The 17,175-nt window shown below is 57.6% G+C and carries 16 protein-coding genes; 5 read left to right on the forward strand and 11 right to left on the reverse strand.

Annotation, left to right across the window (positions count from 1 at the left end; translation table 11 throughout):
• Window positions 1–77: 77 nt before the first annotated feature.
• Window positions 78–1,508, forward strand: coding sequence for a cell division protein FtsP (gene ftsP, locus EPG66_RS15715; RefSeq protein WP_010249023.1), 1,431 nt, complete (start codon window positions 78–80; stop codon window positions 1,506–1,508).
• Window positions 1,509–1,606: 98 nt separating this feature from the next.
• Here ftsP and dkgA read toward each other — a convergent pair whose 3' ends face one another.
• On the reverse strand, window positions 1,607–2,431 hold the full coding sequence (dkgA, locus tag EPG66_RS15720; RefSeq protein WP_010249022.1) for a 2,5-didehydrogluconate reductase DkgA: 825 nt from the start codon (window positions 2,429–2,431) through the stop codon (window positions 1,607–1,609).
• 204 nt (window positions 2,432–2,635) lie between these two features.
• Between dkgA and EPG66_RS15725 the strand changes: the two genes are divergently transcribed.
• Complete coding sequence (locus EPG66_RS15725) at window positions 2,636–3,544, forward strand: AraC family transcriptional regulator (protein WP_039390680.1); 909 nt, start codon at window positions 2,636–2,638, stop codon at window positions 3,542–3,544.
• 32 nt (window positions 3,545–3,576) lie between these two features.
• On the opposite strand, the gene EPG66_RS15730 is transcribed toward EPG66_RS15725, so the two are convergent.
• From EPG66_RS15730 to EPG66_RS15750, 5 genes are all read right to left on the reverse strand, one after another.
• The gene (locus EPG66_RS15730; RefSeq protein WP_010249020.1) at window positions 3,577–4,239 is read right to left on the reverse strand and encodes a DedA family protein; all 663 of its coding nucleotides are present in this window, start codon (window positions 4,237–4,239) and stop codon (window positions 3,577–3,579) included.
• A gap of 210 nt (window positions 4,240–4,449) precedes the next feature.
• Window positions 4,450–5,640, reverse strand: coding sequence for a cystathionine beta-lyase (gene metC / locus EPG66_RS15735; protein ID WP_010671119.1), 1,191 nt, complete (start codon window positions 5,638–5,640; stop codon window positions 4,450–4,452).
• Window positions 5,641–5,775: 135 nt separating this feature from the next.
• Window positions 5,776–7,062, reverse strand: coding sequence for a TRAP transporter large permease (locus EPG66_RS15740; protein ID WP_039388120.1), 1,287 nt, complete (start codon window positions 7,060–7,062; stop codon window positions 5,776–5,778).
• Window positions 7,063–7,075: 13 nt separating this feature from the next.
• Window positions 7,076–7,582 carry a TRAP transporter small permease gene (locus tag EPG66_RS15745; protein WP_039388122.1) on the reverse strand — a complete coding sequence of 169 codons (507 nt, stop codon included), beginning with the start codon at window positions 7,580–7,582 and terminating at the stop codon, window positions 7,076–7,078.
• A gap of 48 nt (window positions 7,583–7,630) precedes the next feature.
• A complete protein-coding gene (locus EPG66_RS15750; RefSeq protein ID WP_031594445.1) occupies window positions 7,631–8,602 on the reverse strand; it encodes a TRAP transporter substrate-binding protein in 972 nt (323 codons plus the stop codon).
• A gap of 352 nt (window positions 8,603–8,954) precedes the next feature.
• Between EPG66_RS15750 and exbB the strand changes: the two genes are divergently transcribed.
• The 3 genes from exbB (at window position 8,955) to tcuC (ending at window position 11,664) form a co-directional block, all read left to right on the forward strand.
• The gene (exbB, locus tag EPG66_RS15755) at window positions 8,955–9,677 is read left to right on the forward strand and encodes a tol-pal system-associated acyl-CoA thioesterase (RefSeq protein WP_022623877.1); all 723 of its coding nucleotides are present in this window, start codon (window positions 8,955–8,957) and stop codon (window positions 9,675–9,677) included.
• 6 nt (window positions 9,678–9,683) lie between these two features.
• Window positions 9,684–10,106, forward strand: coding sequence for a TonB system transport protein ExbD (exbD, locus tag EPG66_RS15760; protein WP_010249013.1), 423 nt, complete (start codon window positions 9,684–9,686; stop codon window positions 10,104–10,106).
• A gap of 235 nt (window positions 10,107–10,341) precedes the next feature.
• Window positions 10,342–11,664: an MFS transporter gene (gene tcuC, locus EPG66_RS15765; protein ID WP_031594444.1), complete on the forward strand. Its 1,323-nt coding sequence runs from the start codon at window positions 10,342–10,344 to the stop codon at window positions 11,662–11,664.
• Here tcuC and EPG66_RS15770 read toward each other — a convergent pair.
• The 5 genes from EPG66_RS15770 to EPG66_RS15790 are packed head-to-tail and all read right to left on the reverse strand — an operon-like array spanning window position 11,661 to window position 16,921.
• Window positions 11,661–12,638, reverse strand: coding sequence for a Csu type fimbrial protein (locus EPG66_RS15770; RefSeq protein WP_039388128.1), 978 nt, complete (start codon window positions 12,636–12,638; stop codon window positions 11,661–11,663). The two genes, tcuC and EPG66_RS15770, sit on opposite strands and share 4 nt — an antisense overlap.
• Window positions 12,635–15,082, reverse strand: a complete 2,448-nt coding sequence (locus EPG66_RS15775) for a fimbria/pilus outer membrane usher protein (RefSeq protein WP_182687492.1) — start codon at window positions 15,080–15,082, stop codon at window positions 12,635–12,637. Before EPG66_RS15775 ends, EPG66_RS15770 begins: the two co-directional genes overlap by 4 nt.
• Before the next feature lie 7 nt (window positions 15,083–15,089).
• Entirely contained in the window at window positions 15,090–15,788 is a 699-nt protein-coding gene (locus EPG66_RS15780; protein WP_010249009.1) for a fimbrial biogenesis chaperone, read from the reverse strand.
• A 25-nt stretch (window positions 15,789–15,813) separates the two neighbouring features.
• Window positions 15,814–16,329 carry a Csu type fimbrial protein gene (locus EPG66_RS15785; protein ID WP_069025383.1) on the reverse strand — a complete coding sequence of 172 codons (516 nt, stop codon included), beginning with the start codon at window positions 16,327–16,329 and terminating at the stop codon, window positions 15,814–15,816.
• Window positions 16,330–16,351: 22 nt separating this feature from the next.
• A complete protein-coding gene (locus EPG66_RS15790; protein ID WP_010249006.1) occupies window positions 16,352–16,921 on the reverse strand; it encodes a spore coat protein U domain-containing protein in 570 nt (189 codons plus the stop codon).
• Window positions 16,922–17,175: the final 254 nt, after the last annotated feature.

Raw genomic sequence — 17,175 nt, forward strand, 5'->3', positions numbered from 1 at the left:
TGAACGCAGCACAGCAAAAACAGATCAATAAAAACAGGGTCGGCGCTTAGCGCCACGCGTAAAGGGTCAGAAGTTTTATGTCTTTCAGCAGACGTCAGTTCATCCAGCTTTCTGCCGGAGCGGCGCTTAGCGCCAGTGTACTACCTCATGCGGCGCGTGCCGCTTCTTCAGCTAATGGCGACACGCCACTTCCGGTTCCGCCGTTGCTGGAATCCCGTCGCGGCCAGCCGCTGTTCCTGACAATGCAGCGCAGCCACTGGTCTTTTAATGGCGACAACAACAAAGTGCCGGTGTGGGGCATTAATGGCCTCTATCTTGGCCCGACCGTCCGGGTTTACAGCGGCGATGACGTTAAGCTGATCTACAGCAACCGTCTGAACGAGCCGGTCTCCATGACTATCAGCGGCCTGCAGTTGCCGGGCGCGCTGATGGGTGGCGCGCCGCGTATGATGTCAGCCGGTGTTGACTGGTCGCCGGTGCTGCCGATTCGTCAGGCGGCCTCGACCTGCTGGTATCACGCCAACACGCCGAACCGCATGGCTCCGCACATCTACAACGGACTGGCGGGGATGTGGCTGGTGGAAGATGATATTGGCAGGCAGTTGCCGTTGCCGAAGCATTACGGCGTCGATGACTTCCCGATTATCATTCAGGACAAGCGGCTCGATAACTTTGCCACGCCGGTCTATGACCCGCCGCAGGATGGTGGTTTCCTGGGCGACACGCTGCTGGTGAATGGCGTACGCAATCCGTTTGTGGAGGTATCACGCGGCTGGGTGCGTCTGCGTCTGCTGAACGCGTCGAATGCGCGCCGCTATGAGATGGTGCTCAGCGACAATCGCCCGTTTATGGTCATCGCCAGCGATCAGGGCTATCTGCCTGCGCCGGTGGCGGTGCAGCGCCTGTCACTGGCGCCGGGCGAACGCCGCGAGGTGCTGGTGGATATGTCGCAGGGCGATGAAGTGTCGATTACCGCAGGTACGGCGGCGGGCATTATGGATCGGCTGCGCGGCTTCTTTGAGCCATCCTCCATTCTGACGTCAACCCTGATCCTGACGCTGCGGCCAACCGGCTTGCTGCCGCTGGTGACGGATAATCTGCCGATGCGGCTGCTGGCCGATCAGATTCTGGATGGCGTGGCGGTTCGCACCCGTGAATTCCGCATCGGTGACAGCATGCCGGGCATTAACGGCGCGATCTGGGATATGAGCCGCATTGACACCACGGCACAGCAGGGCACCTTTGAGCGCTGGATCCTGCATGCTGATCGGCCACAGTCGCTGCATATCCAGGGCGTGATGTTCCTGATTAAAAGTGTGAATGGTGCGCAGCCGATGGGCGAAGATCGTGGCTGGAAAGATACGGTGTGGGTCGATGGCAGCGTGGAACTGATGGTCACTTTCCCGCAAAGTTCGTCAGATCACTTCCCGTTCGTCTACTACAGTCAGACGCTTGAACTGGCCGACCGCGGTACTGCCGGTCAGCTGGTGGTGCAGCCCAGCGCATAACAGCGCGGTCAGGCAGGGAGAGCCCGCCTGACCGCGTTAATCGTTATCTGCCCCAGCCGCAGGGCAGATAAGGTGTGGTCACCTGGTGACGCCAGGCCTTAGTTAAAGGTTTCCGGATCCGGCCCCAGACGATTGCCGCTGTCCAGCTTGGCAATATCGCTCACTTCATGCTTGTCCAGACGGAAATCGAACACCTTAAAGTTCTCTTCGATGCGGGCTGGTGTCACCGACTTCGGAATCACCACCAGGCCGCTATCCAGATGCCAGCGGATCACGATCTGTGCCGGCGTCTTGCCATATTTCTTCGCCAGCGACTTGATGATCTCCTGATCGAAGACCCCTTTGCCGCCCTGCGCCAGCGGACTCCAGGATTCGGTCTGGATCTGATGCAGTGCATTCCACGCATGCAGCGTGCGCTGCTGTAGCATCGGGTGCAGCTCAATCTGGTTCACCACCGGCGTGACACCGGTTTCATCCAGCAGTCGCTTCAGATGCGCCTCATGGAAGTTACAGACGCCAATGCTTTTGGTCAGCCCCTGCTGCTGCAGTTCAATCATCTTCTTCCAGGCATCGACATAATTGTCTTTTTCCGGGCACGGCCAGTGCATCAGATAGAGATCGACCTGCTCCAGTTTCAGTTTCTCCAGGCTGGTTTCCATCGCCTGCTGAACGTTCTGCTGATCGTCGTTCCAGAGTTTGGTGGTCACGAAAATCTCTTCACGCGGCACGTCAGTTTCCTGCAGTGCCTGGCCAATCGCCTCTTCATTCTTATAGGCGGCGGCGGTATCGATTGAGCGATAGCCGACCTCCAGCGCTTTCAGCACCGCATGACGTGCATCTTCAATGCTGGCCTGCCACACGCCGAGTCCGAGTTGCGGCATCATATTGCCATCGCGCAGTTTGATAATGGGTTGGTCTGCCATAGTTGCTCCTTTCCGTTGCGGTTAATCCGTGAGATTTCACTGTGCTTAAGTCTAGCCAACAATTCTCAGCCTGCTTAGCTGAGGCAACAACAGCGGTTCTGCCGCCATGCCCGATTCGGTAAATTTCTTGCCTGATTCTCCAGGCTGCTGGTGATTCAGGCATTCGCACGGCACACTGGCTTTTTGCCCGTAAAAGGAGTCGCTATGGCGCACGATGCCCTGTGTCACCGGCTGGCGCAGCAGGTCGTCACGTTAATGACCCACGGTCACGACCGTCTTTGCCCGGTCGAAAATGTGTCGCTGATTTACGCTAATCAATATCGTCCCCGTACGCCGATGATGTATCAGCCCGGCATTGTGATCCTGTTTCAGGGCAGCAAAACCGGCTATCTCGGCAGCACCGTGTTTCAGTATGATGCCAGCAAGTACCTGATGATCACCGTGCCGCTGCCGGTGGAGTGCGAAACCTGGGCCTCGCCAGAGGTGCCGATTGCCGGGCTGTGTCTTAATGTCGATACCGCCAGCCTGCAGGATCTGCTGATTGAAATCGGCGATGACGATCAGTTTCAGCCGCAGCCGCAGACCTCGGGGATCCACTCGGCCTGGCTGACGGAACCGATGCTGTGTGCTGCTGAGCGGCTGCTTGATGTGATGACCCAGCCGCGCGATGCGCGGGTGCTGGGGCCGCACATCGTGCGGGAGATTATCTACTATGTGCTGACTGGCCCGATTGGTGGTGCGCTGCTCTCACTGGTGAGCCGACAGACGCAATTCAGCCTGATCGCGCGTGCCCTGCGACGGATTGAGAATCACTATGCGAAAAACCTCAGCGTCGATGCGCTGGCGGCGGAAGTGAACATGAGCGTTTCAGCCTTTCACCATAACTTTAAAGCGGTTACGCAGACGTCGCCTCTGCAATATCTCAAGCGATATCGCCTGCATCAGGCGCGATTGCTGATGCTGCACGATGGACTGAAAGCGAGTGCGGCGGCGGTGCGGGTTGGCTATGAAAGTCCCTCACAGTTTTCGCGGGAATTTAAGCGCTATTTTGGCGTGACGCCAGGAGAAGAGGTGAATCGTGTGCGGCAGACGGTAGCGGATCCGTCCGCCTGAGTGGCGGCGGATCCTGATGCTACGCGCTGACGTCAGGCCTGTTTCTGCCGACGCTTTTTCCAGATAACCAGAATGCTGCCAAACAGCCCGAGAAACAGCAACACCATCGGCAGTATCATCAGGATCGCCATCACCTGATCTTCATGACGCTTGATGAACGGCACCTGGCTGATGCCATAGCCAAACGTCACGACGATGCCAACCCACAGCACGCCGCTGAGCCAGTTGAAGAGCTGAAAGCGACCATTCTGCAAGCCCGCAATGCCCGCCATGGTCGGCAGAATCGTCCGGATGAAGGCCAGAAAACGGCCGACCAGCAGCGCCATCAGGCCGTGGCGGTTAAACATATTCCAGGCGCGCTGGTGATACTGCGCCGGAAGATGCATCAGCCAGCTCTTCACCAGCCGGGTATTCCCCAGCCAGCGACCCTGCAGATAGCTCAGCCAGCAGCCCAGGCTGGCGGCGGTGGTGAGGATCACCATCGTCGGCACAAAATCCATTACCCCTTTAGCCACCATCGCACCCGCCAGCAGCAGCAGGCTGTCGCCCGGCAGGAAAGAGGCGGGTAACAGCCCATTTTCCAGAAACAGCGTCAGGAACATCACGCCGTACACCACCCACACCACATCCGGATTTGCCAGCGCGGCAAAATCCTGATGCCAGAGCGCGTGGACAATCTCGTGTAAAACACCCATTTGCTATTCCATCACGTCACAAGGAACTATCCGTCTGCATTCAGGCAATCGGTCGCGGCGCTGCGCAATAAATGCAGCGACCTCACTGATGACCTGAACGGTCTGGGATAAATTTTAACAATAAATGAGCAGCAGCCCGGCAAACTCTGCGGGTGGCCGCTACCCGGTTCATCTTCTGTTTAACGTCTGTTTATCTTTTACCTGAGTTTATTAACGCGTCAGGCGCGCAAAACCGGCGTCCAGGTCAGCCAGCAGATCGTCAACGTGCTCCAGACCAATATGCAGTCGCACCAGCGTACCGGTGAAATCGACTCCACCCGCCGGACGAATCGCGGCCAGCTCTTCCGGCTGATTCGCCAGGATCAGCGATTCATAGCCGCCCCAGGAGTAGGCCATGCTGAAATGATGGAAGTGATCGAGATATTCCGCTAGCTGGGGCGCGCTGAGTTTTTCCTGCAGGATAAAAGAGAACAGGCCGCTGCTGCCGTTAAAATCACGCTGCCAGAATTGATGACCTTTGCTCTGCGCCAGCGCCGGGTGATTAACCCGCGCCACTTCGGGACGCGCGGCCAGCCACTCTGCCACCTGAATCGCGCTCTCTTCATGCTGACGCAGACGGGTGCCCAGCGTGCGGAGACCCCGACTCGCCATGTAGGCGGTATCGGCATCGACCATCTGACCCATCAGATAGGAGTTCTCGCGCAGCTGATCGATACAGCGCGCATTGGCGACCGCCGTGCCGATCATAGCATCGCTGTGCCCAATCAGATATTTGGTGCCCGCCTGAATCGAAATATCGATGCCGTGCGCCAGCGCATCAAATAAGATACCGGCCGCCCAGGTGTTGTCGATCATGATGATCGCCTCGGGCGCTTTAGCGCGAACCGCCGCCACAATCGCCGGAATATCCTGAACTTCCATCGTGATAGAGGCAGGCGATTCCAGGAAAACGACCCGGGTATTGGGCTGCACCAGCTCACCGATTTCACTGCCGATGCAGTGATCGAACCAGCCCGTTGAAACCTGCAGCTTAGTCAGGATTTTAGTACAGAAATCCTGGGTCGGTTCATAGACTGCGCCACTCATCAGCACGTGGTCGCCCGCCTCGACAAACGCCAGAATCGCGTTCGCCACGGCAGCCGCGCCGCAGGGATAGAGCACACAGCCTGCGCCGCCTTCCAGCTCCGTCATCGCATCCTGCAGCGCAAAGTGCGTCAGGGTGCCACGACGGCCATAAAAGAGTTCGCCTTTTGCCCGACCGGCGGTGGCGCGTTTCTTCTCCGCGACCGTATCAAAAACCAGCGAGGAGGCCCGTTGAATTACACTGTTCACCGAGCCCTGGGTATAACGCTTGCTGCGTCCTGCACTGACGAGCGTGGTATCAATTTTTCTGGTGGTCATGAGTCGCCTTTGCCGCTTCTGACTAAGCCCTCACGTTACCACGAAACGACCAGCAGGGTTGAGACTCAATGGTGATTATCAGAGTGCGTCGCAGGATGAAAATCGGGTCCGCTACCGGACCCGATTTTGCCGACGCTACATTACGCCCATCAGGCGCGGTAACCAGAGGGAGATAGCCGGAATATAGGTAATCAGCATCAGCACGATAAACAGCATGCCGTAAAACGGCAGCATGGCACTCACCACCTGCTCGATTTTCTGCTTACTGACCGCACTGGCGACAAACAGTACCGTACCGACCGGCGGGGTGATCAGGCCGATACCGAGGTTGGTCAGCATGATCATGCCGAAGTGAACCGGATCGACGCCAAGCGCGGTGGCGACCGGCAACAGCACCGGCGTCAGGATCAGGATCAGCGGCGCCATATCCATCAGCGTCCCCACCACCAGCAGCAGGATGTTGATACACATCAGGATCACATATTTGTTATCGGAGAGGCTGGTAAACGCCTCAGTGATAATCGTTGGCAGTTGCATGAAGGTCATCACCGCGCCGAATCCGGCCGCGAAGGCGATCAGCACCATCACGATGGTGACGGTTTTAATGGTGCGGAACAGCAGGATATGCAGCTGGTTCCATTTAAAGTCGCGATAAATAAACATGGTGACGAAAAAGGCCCAGATACAGGCAATCGCGGCGGACTCCGAGGCGGTAAAGATGCCGGAGAGGATGCCACCCATAATAATCACTACGGTAAACAGTCCCCAGAACGCGTCGAAGAAGATTTTCAGCGCCTGACGAAACGGAATACGCTCCCCTTTGGGATAGCCGCGTTTATGGGCAAAGCCGAGGCACATTACCATCAGGCAGCCACCCAGCATCAGGCCAGGCAGGATACCCGCCACGAACAGGGAAGAGATAGTTACCAGCCCACCGGTCGCCAGCGAATAGATCACCGAGTTGTGGCTGGGTGGCGTCAGTACCGCCTGCACTGAGCCGCTCGCCGTTACTGCGGCAGCGAAATCACGCGGATAGCCTTTCTCCTCCATCTGCGGAATCATCACCGAGCCAATCGAGGCGGTATCCGCCACCGATGAGCCAGAAATCGCGCCGAAGAAGGTCGAGGCGACAATGTTCACCAGCGACAGGCCACCGCGGATAAAACCAACAAAGATATAGGCGAAGTTGACCAGCCGGCGAGCAATGCCGCCCTCCGCCATGATCGCCCCGGCGAGAATAAAGAACGGGATAGTCAGTAGCGAAAATTTGTTAATGCCGTTGGTAATCTGAATCACCACGGCTTCCAGCGGCAGATCGATCCACCATGCACCAATAAATGCGCTCAGGCCGACCGCAAATGCCACCGGAAACCCCACCAGCAGCAGTACCAGCAAACTGCCTAACAAAATCAATGCATCCATCTTCTGCTCCGGATTAGTGGGTGCCACCCAGTGTGACAATCGGCCGCTGGCTCTGATCGCCTGTCAGCAATCGCTCAATAACAAACAGCAGGGTAAAGATCGCGCCAATCGGGATCGGCAGGTACATCTCGCCATAGGTAACGGCGGGCAGCGAGGCCAGGGTCTGGACCCACATCGCTTCACACAGGCTGTAGCTGGCCTGAAAGATCACCAGGCAGGTGAGTATCATCAGCACATCGCAGACCAGCAGCAGCAACCGTTGCCGTACCGGCGACAGGCGATCGGTCATCATGGAAACGCAGATATGCGTTCCGGCCCGCAGTCCGACCGGTGCACCAATAAACGTAAAAATAATCATGCAGATAATGGCTACCGGTTCCGGCCAGGAGAGTGCACCGTTCATCACGTAGCGGGCGAAGATCCCAATCGGGATCACCGTCACCATAATCATCAGTGCCACGGCGGCAATCAGCATGCACAGCAGATAGAGCCCATCCATCAGACGTGTATAAGCAGCCATAATTGATACCTGATTAAGCACGCCACACGGCAGTGTGGCGCGGAAGGGTTATTTCACCTCAGCGATCCGGGTCATCAGATCCTGATATTTGCCGCCAAACTGATCGCGCACCGGCTGGGTCGCTTTGACGAAGTAGTCGCGGTCGGTCTGCTGGAAGGTGACGCCGCCTGCCTTCATTTTGGCGATCGACTGCTCGGTATAGGTCGCCCAGAGCTGACGCTCCTCATCCTGCGCCTCTTTGCCGAGCTTCTTCAGCAGCGCCTGATCCTCAGGTTTCAGGCGATCCCAGGCGCGTTTTGAAAACAGGATCATCTCTGGCTGGATAAAGTGGCCGCTGAGGGTGTAGTACTTCGCCACCGGCATATAGTTATGGGCGACAAAAGTAGGCGGGTTATTCTCGGTGCCATCGACCACACCGGTCTGCATCGCACTGAACACTTCACTGACGCCCATCGCCACCGGATTCGCGCCCATCGCTTTCAGGGTCGCCAGCGAGATGGCGCTGTTCTGCACCCGGATCTTCATGCCTTTCAGATCTTCCGGTTTTGCCAGCGGCTTCTTGGTGATCATGTTGCGCTCACCAGCATCAGTCCAGCCCAGAAACACCATGCGGGCGTTGGGATCTTTATCGAACTTGTCGGCAATTTCGCGGCCTATCTCGCCATCCAGCACTTTGTGCATGTGGTCAATGTCGCGGAAAATGTAGGGCAGGGTCAGCACGCTGGTTTCCGGGGCGATCGAGGTGACCGGCGCCAGCGACACACGGATCATGTCGATTGCGCCCAGCTGCACCTGTTGCAGCGTCTGGTCTTCGTCCCCCAGCACGCCACCGGCATAGAGCTTCATCTCCAGCCGTCCATCGGTGGCCTGTTTGAGTTTATCGCCCATGTGCTGCAGCGCGACCACGGTCGGATAACCGGCAGGCTGGACTTCAGCCACTTTGATCACCTGTGCCGTGGCGGTGGCGCTCATCATCATCGCCGCCAGGGCACTGGCCAGGCATGTTTTCGTCATTCTCATTATTTTGTCTCCCGCTGAGGTAGGACGGCGTCCGGCGTCGGGGGCTAACCGGAGAGAACCGTGTGGAGCCAGCATAGTGAAAACGCGCGCCAGTAAAATACGGCAATGCTGATTGAATGAATGCCATCACATTTTGAAACGATGTTTTAATAAATTTTCATGCAACTTCACATTTTCGAAACATCCTTCTTAAAAGTGTTTAAACCTGGTCAATTGCGGGTAAATGGCGGCGATCAGCTTTGTAAATACTAATGAGAACTACTATCAATTCGCCGTCATTTTGCTATTATTCGCGCTTGTCTCGCATCCCTGAATCAGAAGTTGGAGAAGCAGCGTGGTAGCCAGTGATTTGATGCAAACGGACCTCTCCGTTTGGGGCATGTATCAACATGCCGATATCGTGGTAAAGGTGGTCATGATTGGCCTGTTATTGGCCTCAGTGGTGACCTGGGCGATCTTCTTCGGCAAATATGCCGAACTCAGCGCCGCTAAGCGCCGCCTGAAGCGCGAGCACCTGGCGCTGGGCGAAGCCCGCAATCTGAACGACGCCGCCCGCATTGCCCAGTCGTTTACCGGTCACAGCCACAGTGTGGTGCTGCTGAATGATGCGCAGAATGAACTCGAACTGTCGGCTGGCGTGGAAGATACCAACGGGATTAAAGATCGCACCAGTTTCCGCCTTGAGCGCCGCGTCGCTGCGTTCAGCCGCCATGCCGGCCGGGGCAATGGATTCCTGGCGACCATCGGTTCGGTTGCGCCGTTTATCGGCCTGTTCGGCACCGTATGGGGCATCATGAACAGCTTTATCGGCATCGCTAAAACCCAGACCACGAACCTTGCGGTTGTTGCACCGGGTATCGCCGAAGCGCTGCTGGCAACCGCGATTGGCCTGATCGCTGCGATTCCGGCGGTGGTGATCTACAACGTCTTTGCCCGCATGATCGCCAACTATAAAGCCTCGCTGGGTGATGTCGCCGCTCAGGTGATGCTGCTGCAGAGCCGTGATATCGATCTGGGCACCGTCGCTACTGATGTTCCGCGTCCTGCGACGGCTCAGAAACTGCGCTTAGGGTAAGTTCTTATGGCAATGCGATTAAACGACGATCTGGAAACCGATGGTGAAATGCATGAGATCAACGTGACGCCGTTTATCGACGTCATGCTGGTTCTGCTGATCATCTTTATGGTGGCCGCGCCGCTGGCCACGGTCGACGTACGCGTCAATCTGCCCGCCTCAACCAGCGCGCCGCAGCCGCGCCCGGAAAAGCCGGTTTACCTGTCGATTAAAGCGGATAAGCAGCTTTACGTCGGTAACGATCAGGTCACGCCGGAGTCGCTGGTTAACGTGCTGACTAACCAGACCCAGGGCAACAAAGAGACCACCATTTTCTTCCAGGCGGATAAGTCGGTCGATTATGAAACGCTGATGAGCGTGATGGATAAGCTGCGCACGGCGGGCTATCTGAAAATTGGTCTGATGGGCATGGAAACCGTGAAGAAATAGCGGTTTATCCGGTTCAGGAAAAAGGCGACTGTTCAGGTCGCCTTTTTTTATGGCTGCTCTCCAGCCCTATAAAATCAGGCAAATCAGGGCCAGGCTAATCACTTATGCTGCCTGAGCTGAATTGTTAATTGGTTGTTACTTATGTACATAGATTTGTAAAGTGCAATGGTGAGCCAGGTCACATTAATCCCGACTCAGGCAGGCTAAAACGGCTAAAAAACAACAGGAAGCCGTTATGAGTCACACCCCGTCTTTACAAAAGCCGCCGAAAAGTGCCGCCCGAACCATCTTCACCGTCACCAGTGGTAACTTCCTGGAGATGTACGATTTTATGGTGTTTGGCTACTACGCCACCGCCATTTCAAAAACCTTCTTTCCCGGTGATGACCCGTTTGCTTCCCTGATGCTGACCCTGATGACCTTTGGTGCCGGCTTCCTGATGCGCCCGCTGGGGGCGATCATCCTCGGTGCCTACATCGACCATCATGGTCGTCGCAAAGGGCTGCTGCTGACGCTGGGCTTAATGGCGATGGGCACCCTGACCATCGCGCTGGTGCCGGGCTACGCCACCCTGGGCGTGGCAGCGCCGATTCTGATCCTGCTGGGACGGCTGTTGCAGGGCTTCTCGGCGGGCGTTGAGCTGGGTGGCGTATCGGTCTATCTGGCCGAAGTAGCACCCAAAGGACGCAAAGGCTTTTTCGTCAGCTGGCAGTCAGGCAGCCAGCAGATTGCGGTGATCTTTGCTGCTCTGCTGGGTCTGATGCTGAATCATCTGCTGGCGAAAGAGGCGGTGACGGAGTGGGGCTGGCGTATCCCGTTTGTGGTCGGTTGTCTGATTGTGCCATTCCTGTTCTATATCCGCCGGATGCTGGAAGAGACAGAAGCGTTCAGCAAACGTAAACATCATCCCAGCATGACGGAAATCATGCGGTCGGTCGCCAGCAACTGGGCGCTGGTGCTGGCGGGGATGCTGATGGTGGTCACCACCACGGTGATGTTCTACATGATCACCGCCTTTACTCCGACCTTTGGTAAAACGGTGTTGATGATGAGTGACAAGCAGGCGTTCCTGGTGACGCTCTGTGTTGGTGTCTCAAACCTCTTCTGGCTGCCGCTGATGGGGGCGCTGTCGGACCGCGTCGGACGCCGTCCGCTGCTGATCATTTTTACCCTGCTGATGATTGTCACCACCTGGCCGGTGCTGCACTGGCTGGTGGGATCGGCCAGCTTCGCCCACCTGCTGGAAGCGGAACTGTGGCTGTCGTTTCTCTATGCCAGCTATAACGGTGCGATGGTGGTCTATCTGGCGGAGATCATGCCTGCTGAGGTGCGCGCCGCCGGTTTCTCTATGGCTTACAGTCTTGCGACGGCGCTGTTTGGCGGCTTTACGCCTGCCATCTCCAGCTACCTGATCCATGCCACCGGTGACAAAGCGATGCCGGGCGTCTGGCTGACCTTTGCCGCAGTCTGTGGGCTGATCGGCACGTTGCTGATTGGCCGGATGGTGAAGCAGTATCAGATCCGTCACAGCGGCACGCCGGTCAGTGCTTCACTCTAAAACGACAAATCGACCACCACGCTGTCGCTGTAGTTCCCGGCTGGCGGCGTGTTCTGCGTGGTCAGGATGCGCGCGGTGTAGTTAAAACCGCGCGTCAGTCCATCCGTGGATACCGCCGTCGAGGTGGTGCTGCTCCAGCGTTCAGTGCCTGCCGATCCCCAGCGATTGCTGGTGGTGCTTTTATAAATTTCATAGCTCAGCCGATTCGCGCCGCTCGCCATATTCCTGACGCCACCCACCGGATAACTGCCGTTGCTCAGCCCGACGGTATAGGTGCTGCCTTTGCTGCACAACACGTTGATGGTCTGTGATACGGCGGAGAAGCTGCCGACCAGCGGCGCGCTGCCAAAGCTGATATTCGGCGCGGTAATGGTGGTGCAGTCATTGGTAAGAATGGCGGTGATATTAATCGGGATGACACCGCTGCCGTTCTGCTCGCTTAAACAGATATTGCCAATCGCAATGCTGGTGCAGATGCGATAAGTCACGGCCATATTCAGCGTCAGCTGGTACGTCCCGGCGGCGACCACCTGACCGGGAACGGTGCGCAGATAGACCGGGATAGCGAAGTTAAGGCTGCCCAGCAAGCCCGCCAGGTTGATCAGGGTCTGCGAACCATAGACAAACGGTGTGCCGCCAATCGTCAGTTCAGTCGCGCAGGCCGTGTCGGTGCAGAGCCGCACCGGCACATTATCGCTGCCGGTATCACCGCTGCGTTTCAGCGTACCGCGCGTGCCGTTGCTATTGGTCGCGCCTGTCAGCTGAAAGGTGATCTGGTTATTGCCCAGCAGCGACAGCCCGGCACCCGCGCCACAGTTGACGTTGGCATTCGTGGTGGTGGAACTGACGGTGGTGTTCGCCACAAAGGTCGTAACTGAACCGAAACTGGCGGTCGATGCGGGCAGGGCGCAGGCGGCGTAGCCCAGCGACGGCAGTAACAGCAGCAGGCCAGCCAGTATTACAGATTTCATCATGGTCGGTTTCCGGACGTAAAAGATTCAGCGGGAGAGGGGGCGCTGCCTGCGGCAGGAGCGGGCAGCGCACAGGTCAGGGGGCCGTAAGTTTTCAGCGCCTGCGGCTGACCGCTGGCGATGCGCAGTTCGGCTTCGCAGTGGCGGCCATCGGGCGTCACCACCTGCATCGGGTTACTGGCGGTGAGATCTTCCATCCAGACGATGCCATCCCAGCCGACATACCCGGTGGGATGATCGGGACGCTGTACCAGGCTTGATACCGGCAGCGGCTGGCCCTGCGCATCGACCAGGATTACGCTGGCGGAGCGCAGTTTCTCCACCGGGAAGTTGAGCAGATAGCCGCTCTGGCGTTTCACCGCAAAGCGCTGCTCAACCCGTGGCGTGGTCATATCTGCCGGCAGGTCGAGGGTGTCGATATCATATTTGGCCGGGTAGTAGCTGCTGATGGCGGGCACCAGCAGATAGCCCTGTTGATTGGTGCGTCCCATCGACTGATTCTCGTAGCGCACGTTTACGTCGGGATAGCTGGTCTTCACCAGTACAAAGGCGTCGTTGATCTCGTTAGCGGCAAAGACGCTGTTGTCCATTAACACCAGCGCACCCGAGAGATCGGCCCACTGGGTAAGGTTGTCATCGTCGCCATAGAAGCCCGCCGAGGTGTCGATCTGGTTATTGCGATAGCGCAGACTGCCCTGACGATAATCGCCGCTGTCTCCGCTCTGATTCGCCCAGGAGGCATCCCAGGCGAACCCGCCGTCGCTGGGCATGGCGCGTGAGGCATAAACGCGCTGACTGTCGCGGCCACGCTGATCGCGTTCGGTGCTGAGGGCCACGCTGCCCTGTTCACCAAACGGGATCACCAGCGAGATCGCCCCGGTCCAGCTTTTCTCCTGCTGATCGCGGCTGGCCGAGACATAGAGGCTGCTGTTACCCCACAGGTTTTTACTCCATGAGAGGTTCCACAGCCGGGTGCGATCGCCCTGACCGTCGGTGATGTCGATGAAGGCGGCACCGACGCTGCCAAAGCGGTTCAGCGAGACGCTGGCGCTGTACTGAGCACTGCGGCGTGAGAGTGCGTAGCGGCTATCCGCCTGGCTACCGGCACGGCTGCCGACCAGCGCCAGATTGCCGAAGTCGCTGCTGCGCTGGGTCTGTTGAGTGCCGATGTTGAACCAGCGGTTGTTGTACTGATATCCCCAGCTATATTGCCTGCCGCTCTCGCCATCGAGCTGACTTTGCGCCACCGCGCCGTTGACCACGCCCCAGCTGCCGACGCGCAGCTGACCACCCAGCCCGCCCATCGCCAGCGTTTCGCTGCCTTCGGCGTGGCTCTCCAGCGTCAGCCAGTCGGTCATACCGTAACGATAAGAGCCGCTGGCCGCTGCCTCACCATAATCGAAGTTCTTTATGCCGTAGTTTTCGCGGATTGCCCCGGCAGAGAAGGCGTAGTCCGACAGCCCCGATTTCAGCAGGTTACTGGAGACATAAAACGGCATGGTGGTGGTGACGCGGCGGCCAACCGCATCGGTGGTGGTGATCACGGCGTCACCCGCGCCGTTAACGAATGGCACATTGGTCATCGACCAGGGGCCAGGCTGCACGTTCGCCTGGCTGGAGCGATAGCCGTTGATAAAGAGATCAACTGTGGAAGGCACGGCGGCCTGACCGGAAAAGGCGGGCAGCGGATAGGTCACCAGATCGGGGCGGACGCTGAAGTCGCGACCGACGCGGATGCCACCGAGCCGCACGCTGCTGCTCCAGGCCAGCGAGTCGGTAACCAGATCGCCGACCCGCCAGCTCACCGCCGCATTCTCATCTTCATTGCTCCACCAGGTGTCGTAGCGGATATAGCCATCATCCTGATAAGTGGTACTGCCTTCCAGCTGCTGTTGCCAGACGCCATTAGTAGAGAAATGACCGGCATCACCAAACAGCCGCAGTTCGTTCCAGGCGGACAGGCGGGAGCCACTGTTATCCGTGCGGCTGGCGTAAAGATCATAATTAATCAGCGCGCCGCTGCTGGTACGGCCCGGATAGCGCGGTCCGTTCTTCGCCTCGCCAATTACCTGACCGGGCAGCCACTCAGGCGGTACGGTCAGCAGCAGACGCTGTCGCGCAGCGTCATACTCTACTTTGATGGGTTGCAGGCTGCTGACATCGACCTGCGGCTGCTGGCCCAGCTTATCCGCTGGCAGGCCGGCACGTTGCAGATCGCCACTGCGAATCCAGAAATGACCATCGCGCTGCTCTGCCGGCACAATATTGCCGTTCTCCTGCTGGTTAATCACCAGCTCCAGCATATATTGCTGACCGTTGCTGTTGGTCTGCAGGCTGGGCGGCGGGGGCAGGGATGAGTAAGTCTCCGCCAGCACAGGATCCGGCGTAAAAGTGTAAATGACGCTGGCCACGGCCAGCGCGCAGGGATGCAGGGAAAACGGTCTCATTCAGCGCTTACTTCTGGGCAGCGCTGCGCCACTGGCTCTTGTTAACCTCTGCGGTGAGTTCGCCGCTCACTGGCGAGGTAAGCGGCCAGCGGTGATAGCTGTCAGCCAGCACATAGCCGTATAAGCCTTCGCCCAGTTTGCGACCGCCAATCGCCACATTGCTCAGCCGGGCGTGACCGCTGCCGCTGTTGGTTAACTGGAGCCAGCGCCTGCCGCCCTCGCTGATCTGTTGCCAGCGCAGAGCCGGGCGAGCGCTGTCTGTGTTCAGCCCGGTGCCATAAACAAACAGCGGCACCGAATAGCGCATCTGGAAGGTCAGCCCGGCCTGATTCTCGCCGGGGTTACGCGGGGTGGGGATCTCGTCCAGCACCACCCGATAGGCCAGCTCTTTACCGGCCGCAGGCGGCGTCTGTTTAATCAGCCTGACCAGCTGTTTCTGGCCTGGCTCCATCCGCACCATTGGCGGGCTGGCGACCACCTGCTGCTGAGTCTGATACTGCTCCTGGCCATTGTTCTGCTGCCAGCTGAAGACGCGGATCTGCATCATGGTAGTGCTGTTACCGCGATTCTCCAGCCAGAGTTCGCTGGCTTTCTCTTCGGGATTAATGGCGGGATCGATGGGCCAGATCATGACCGAATTCGCGGCGAAGGCCGGGGAGAGCAGGGTGGAACTTAGCAGCAGCAACAGGGCGCGCAGTGGCTTCATGATCATATCCTTGTTTTCTATCACCTCACCAGCTCAGGGTGACGGTCAGCGTGTCGGTATAAACGCCGGCGCGCGCAGTGCCGGGCAGTTGTAGCTGACCGTAGATCGGCAGCGTAATGTTATTGGCATTGCTATAACTCAGCGGCACCGCCTGGTTCACCGGGATCACCGTAGTGCGGCTGGCGTTGCTAAAGAGCGTATAGGGAACGGTATTGCTGAAATTGGGCAGCTTCAGGTTACGGGTCGTTGTGAAATTGTTGCCCTGATTAATGCTCATGCTCAGCGTGGTGCCCGGCGTACAGGCGAGATTAATCGAGGTGCTCTGCAGAAAGCTGGCGTTGACGGAATTCGCCGCCACGCCAGCCTGCGTACCGAAATTAAGCGTGCCAAAGACGCCGGTATTGGTACCGGATATCACGCAGCCTGCCACAATCGACGCGGTAACCTGGAAGGTGCTGGTTGGCAGACTCCAGGCGCTGATACTCCCTGTCAGCAGGGGCAGACCGCATGCGATCGTCAGGCAGGATCGCCAGAGAACCACCCGTATTTACCTGCGACAGCAGTTAATAGTTCACGGCAACGTTAATCGTGTCGGTATAGGTTCCGGCAGGGATCAGGGGGTTAAAGCCGCCGCCGACTACCCGGCCATAGATGGCGTAGTTGGTTCCCAGCGTCGGATCGGTGGTACCGCTGGCGGCGATAGGCGTATTGTTGGCGATCGCCGTGGTAAAGGAGGCGTCACTGTAGAGGGTATAGGCAATGCCCTGTGCATTATCCGATCCCAGCACCAGATAACGCGGCGATGCAGAGGCGGTGCCATAGATGGTCGCCGGTGCAGTATTGCTGCTGGTGACCACCACGTTGTAGTCCTGACCGGTGGTGCAGCGCACAAAAATACCGTTACCAGCCGCACCGACCAGTGTGGCGTTCAGGGTATCGAAAGTGGCGGCGCTGCTACCAAAGTTCAGGGTACCGAAGTTAACGCCCGCCGTAGCCGACTGACCGTTCACCAGACAACCGGTGGTCAGAGTTAACGTGGCATTGATGGTTCCCGAGGTCGTCGCCGCCTGGGTTAATGACGGAATAGCGACAGTTAATCCTGCAGCGGCAAACAGAAAAAGCTTGAGTTTCATAATATTTCCTTACGGATTATCCAGAGTCAGTGCTTTTTCACCCGGTGTTTATTAACGATTCAATCCAGAATAAGGAAATAAAAATAACAAGGCAGGCAGTGCCGCTATCTTAAGAAAAATCTTAGACTTAAGAATACTGATTTATATCAGTTTTACTTACTATAGATCAGTTAAAGCGTTACGCGAAGCCTTGCTATTTATTTTTGACTAATCAAAACGTCTCCCCGGCCGATAACCCAGTAACAGCAAGGCGC

The sequence above is a fragment of the Pantoea pleuroti genome, assembly GCF_014156615.1.
Classification (GTDB): Bacteria; Pseudomonadota; Gammaproteobacteria; order Enterobacterales; family Enterobacteriaceae; genus Pantoea; species Pantoea agglomerans.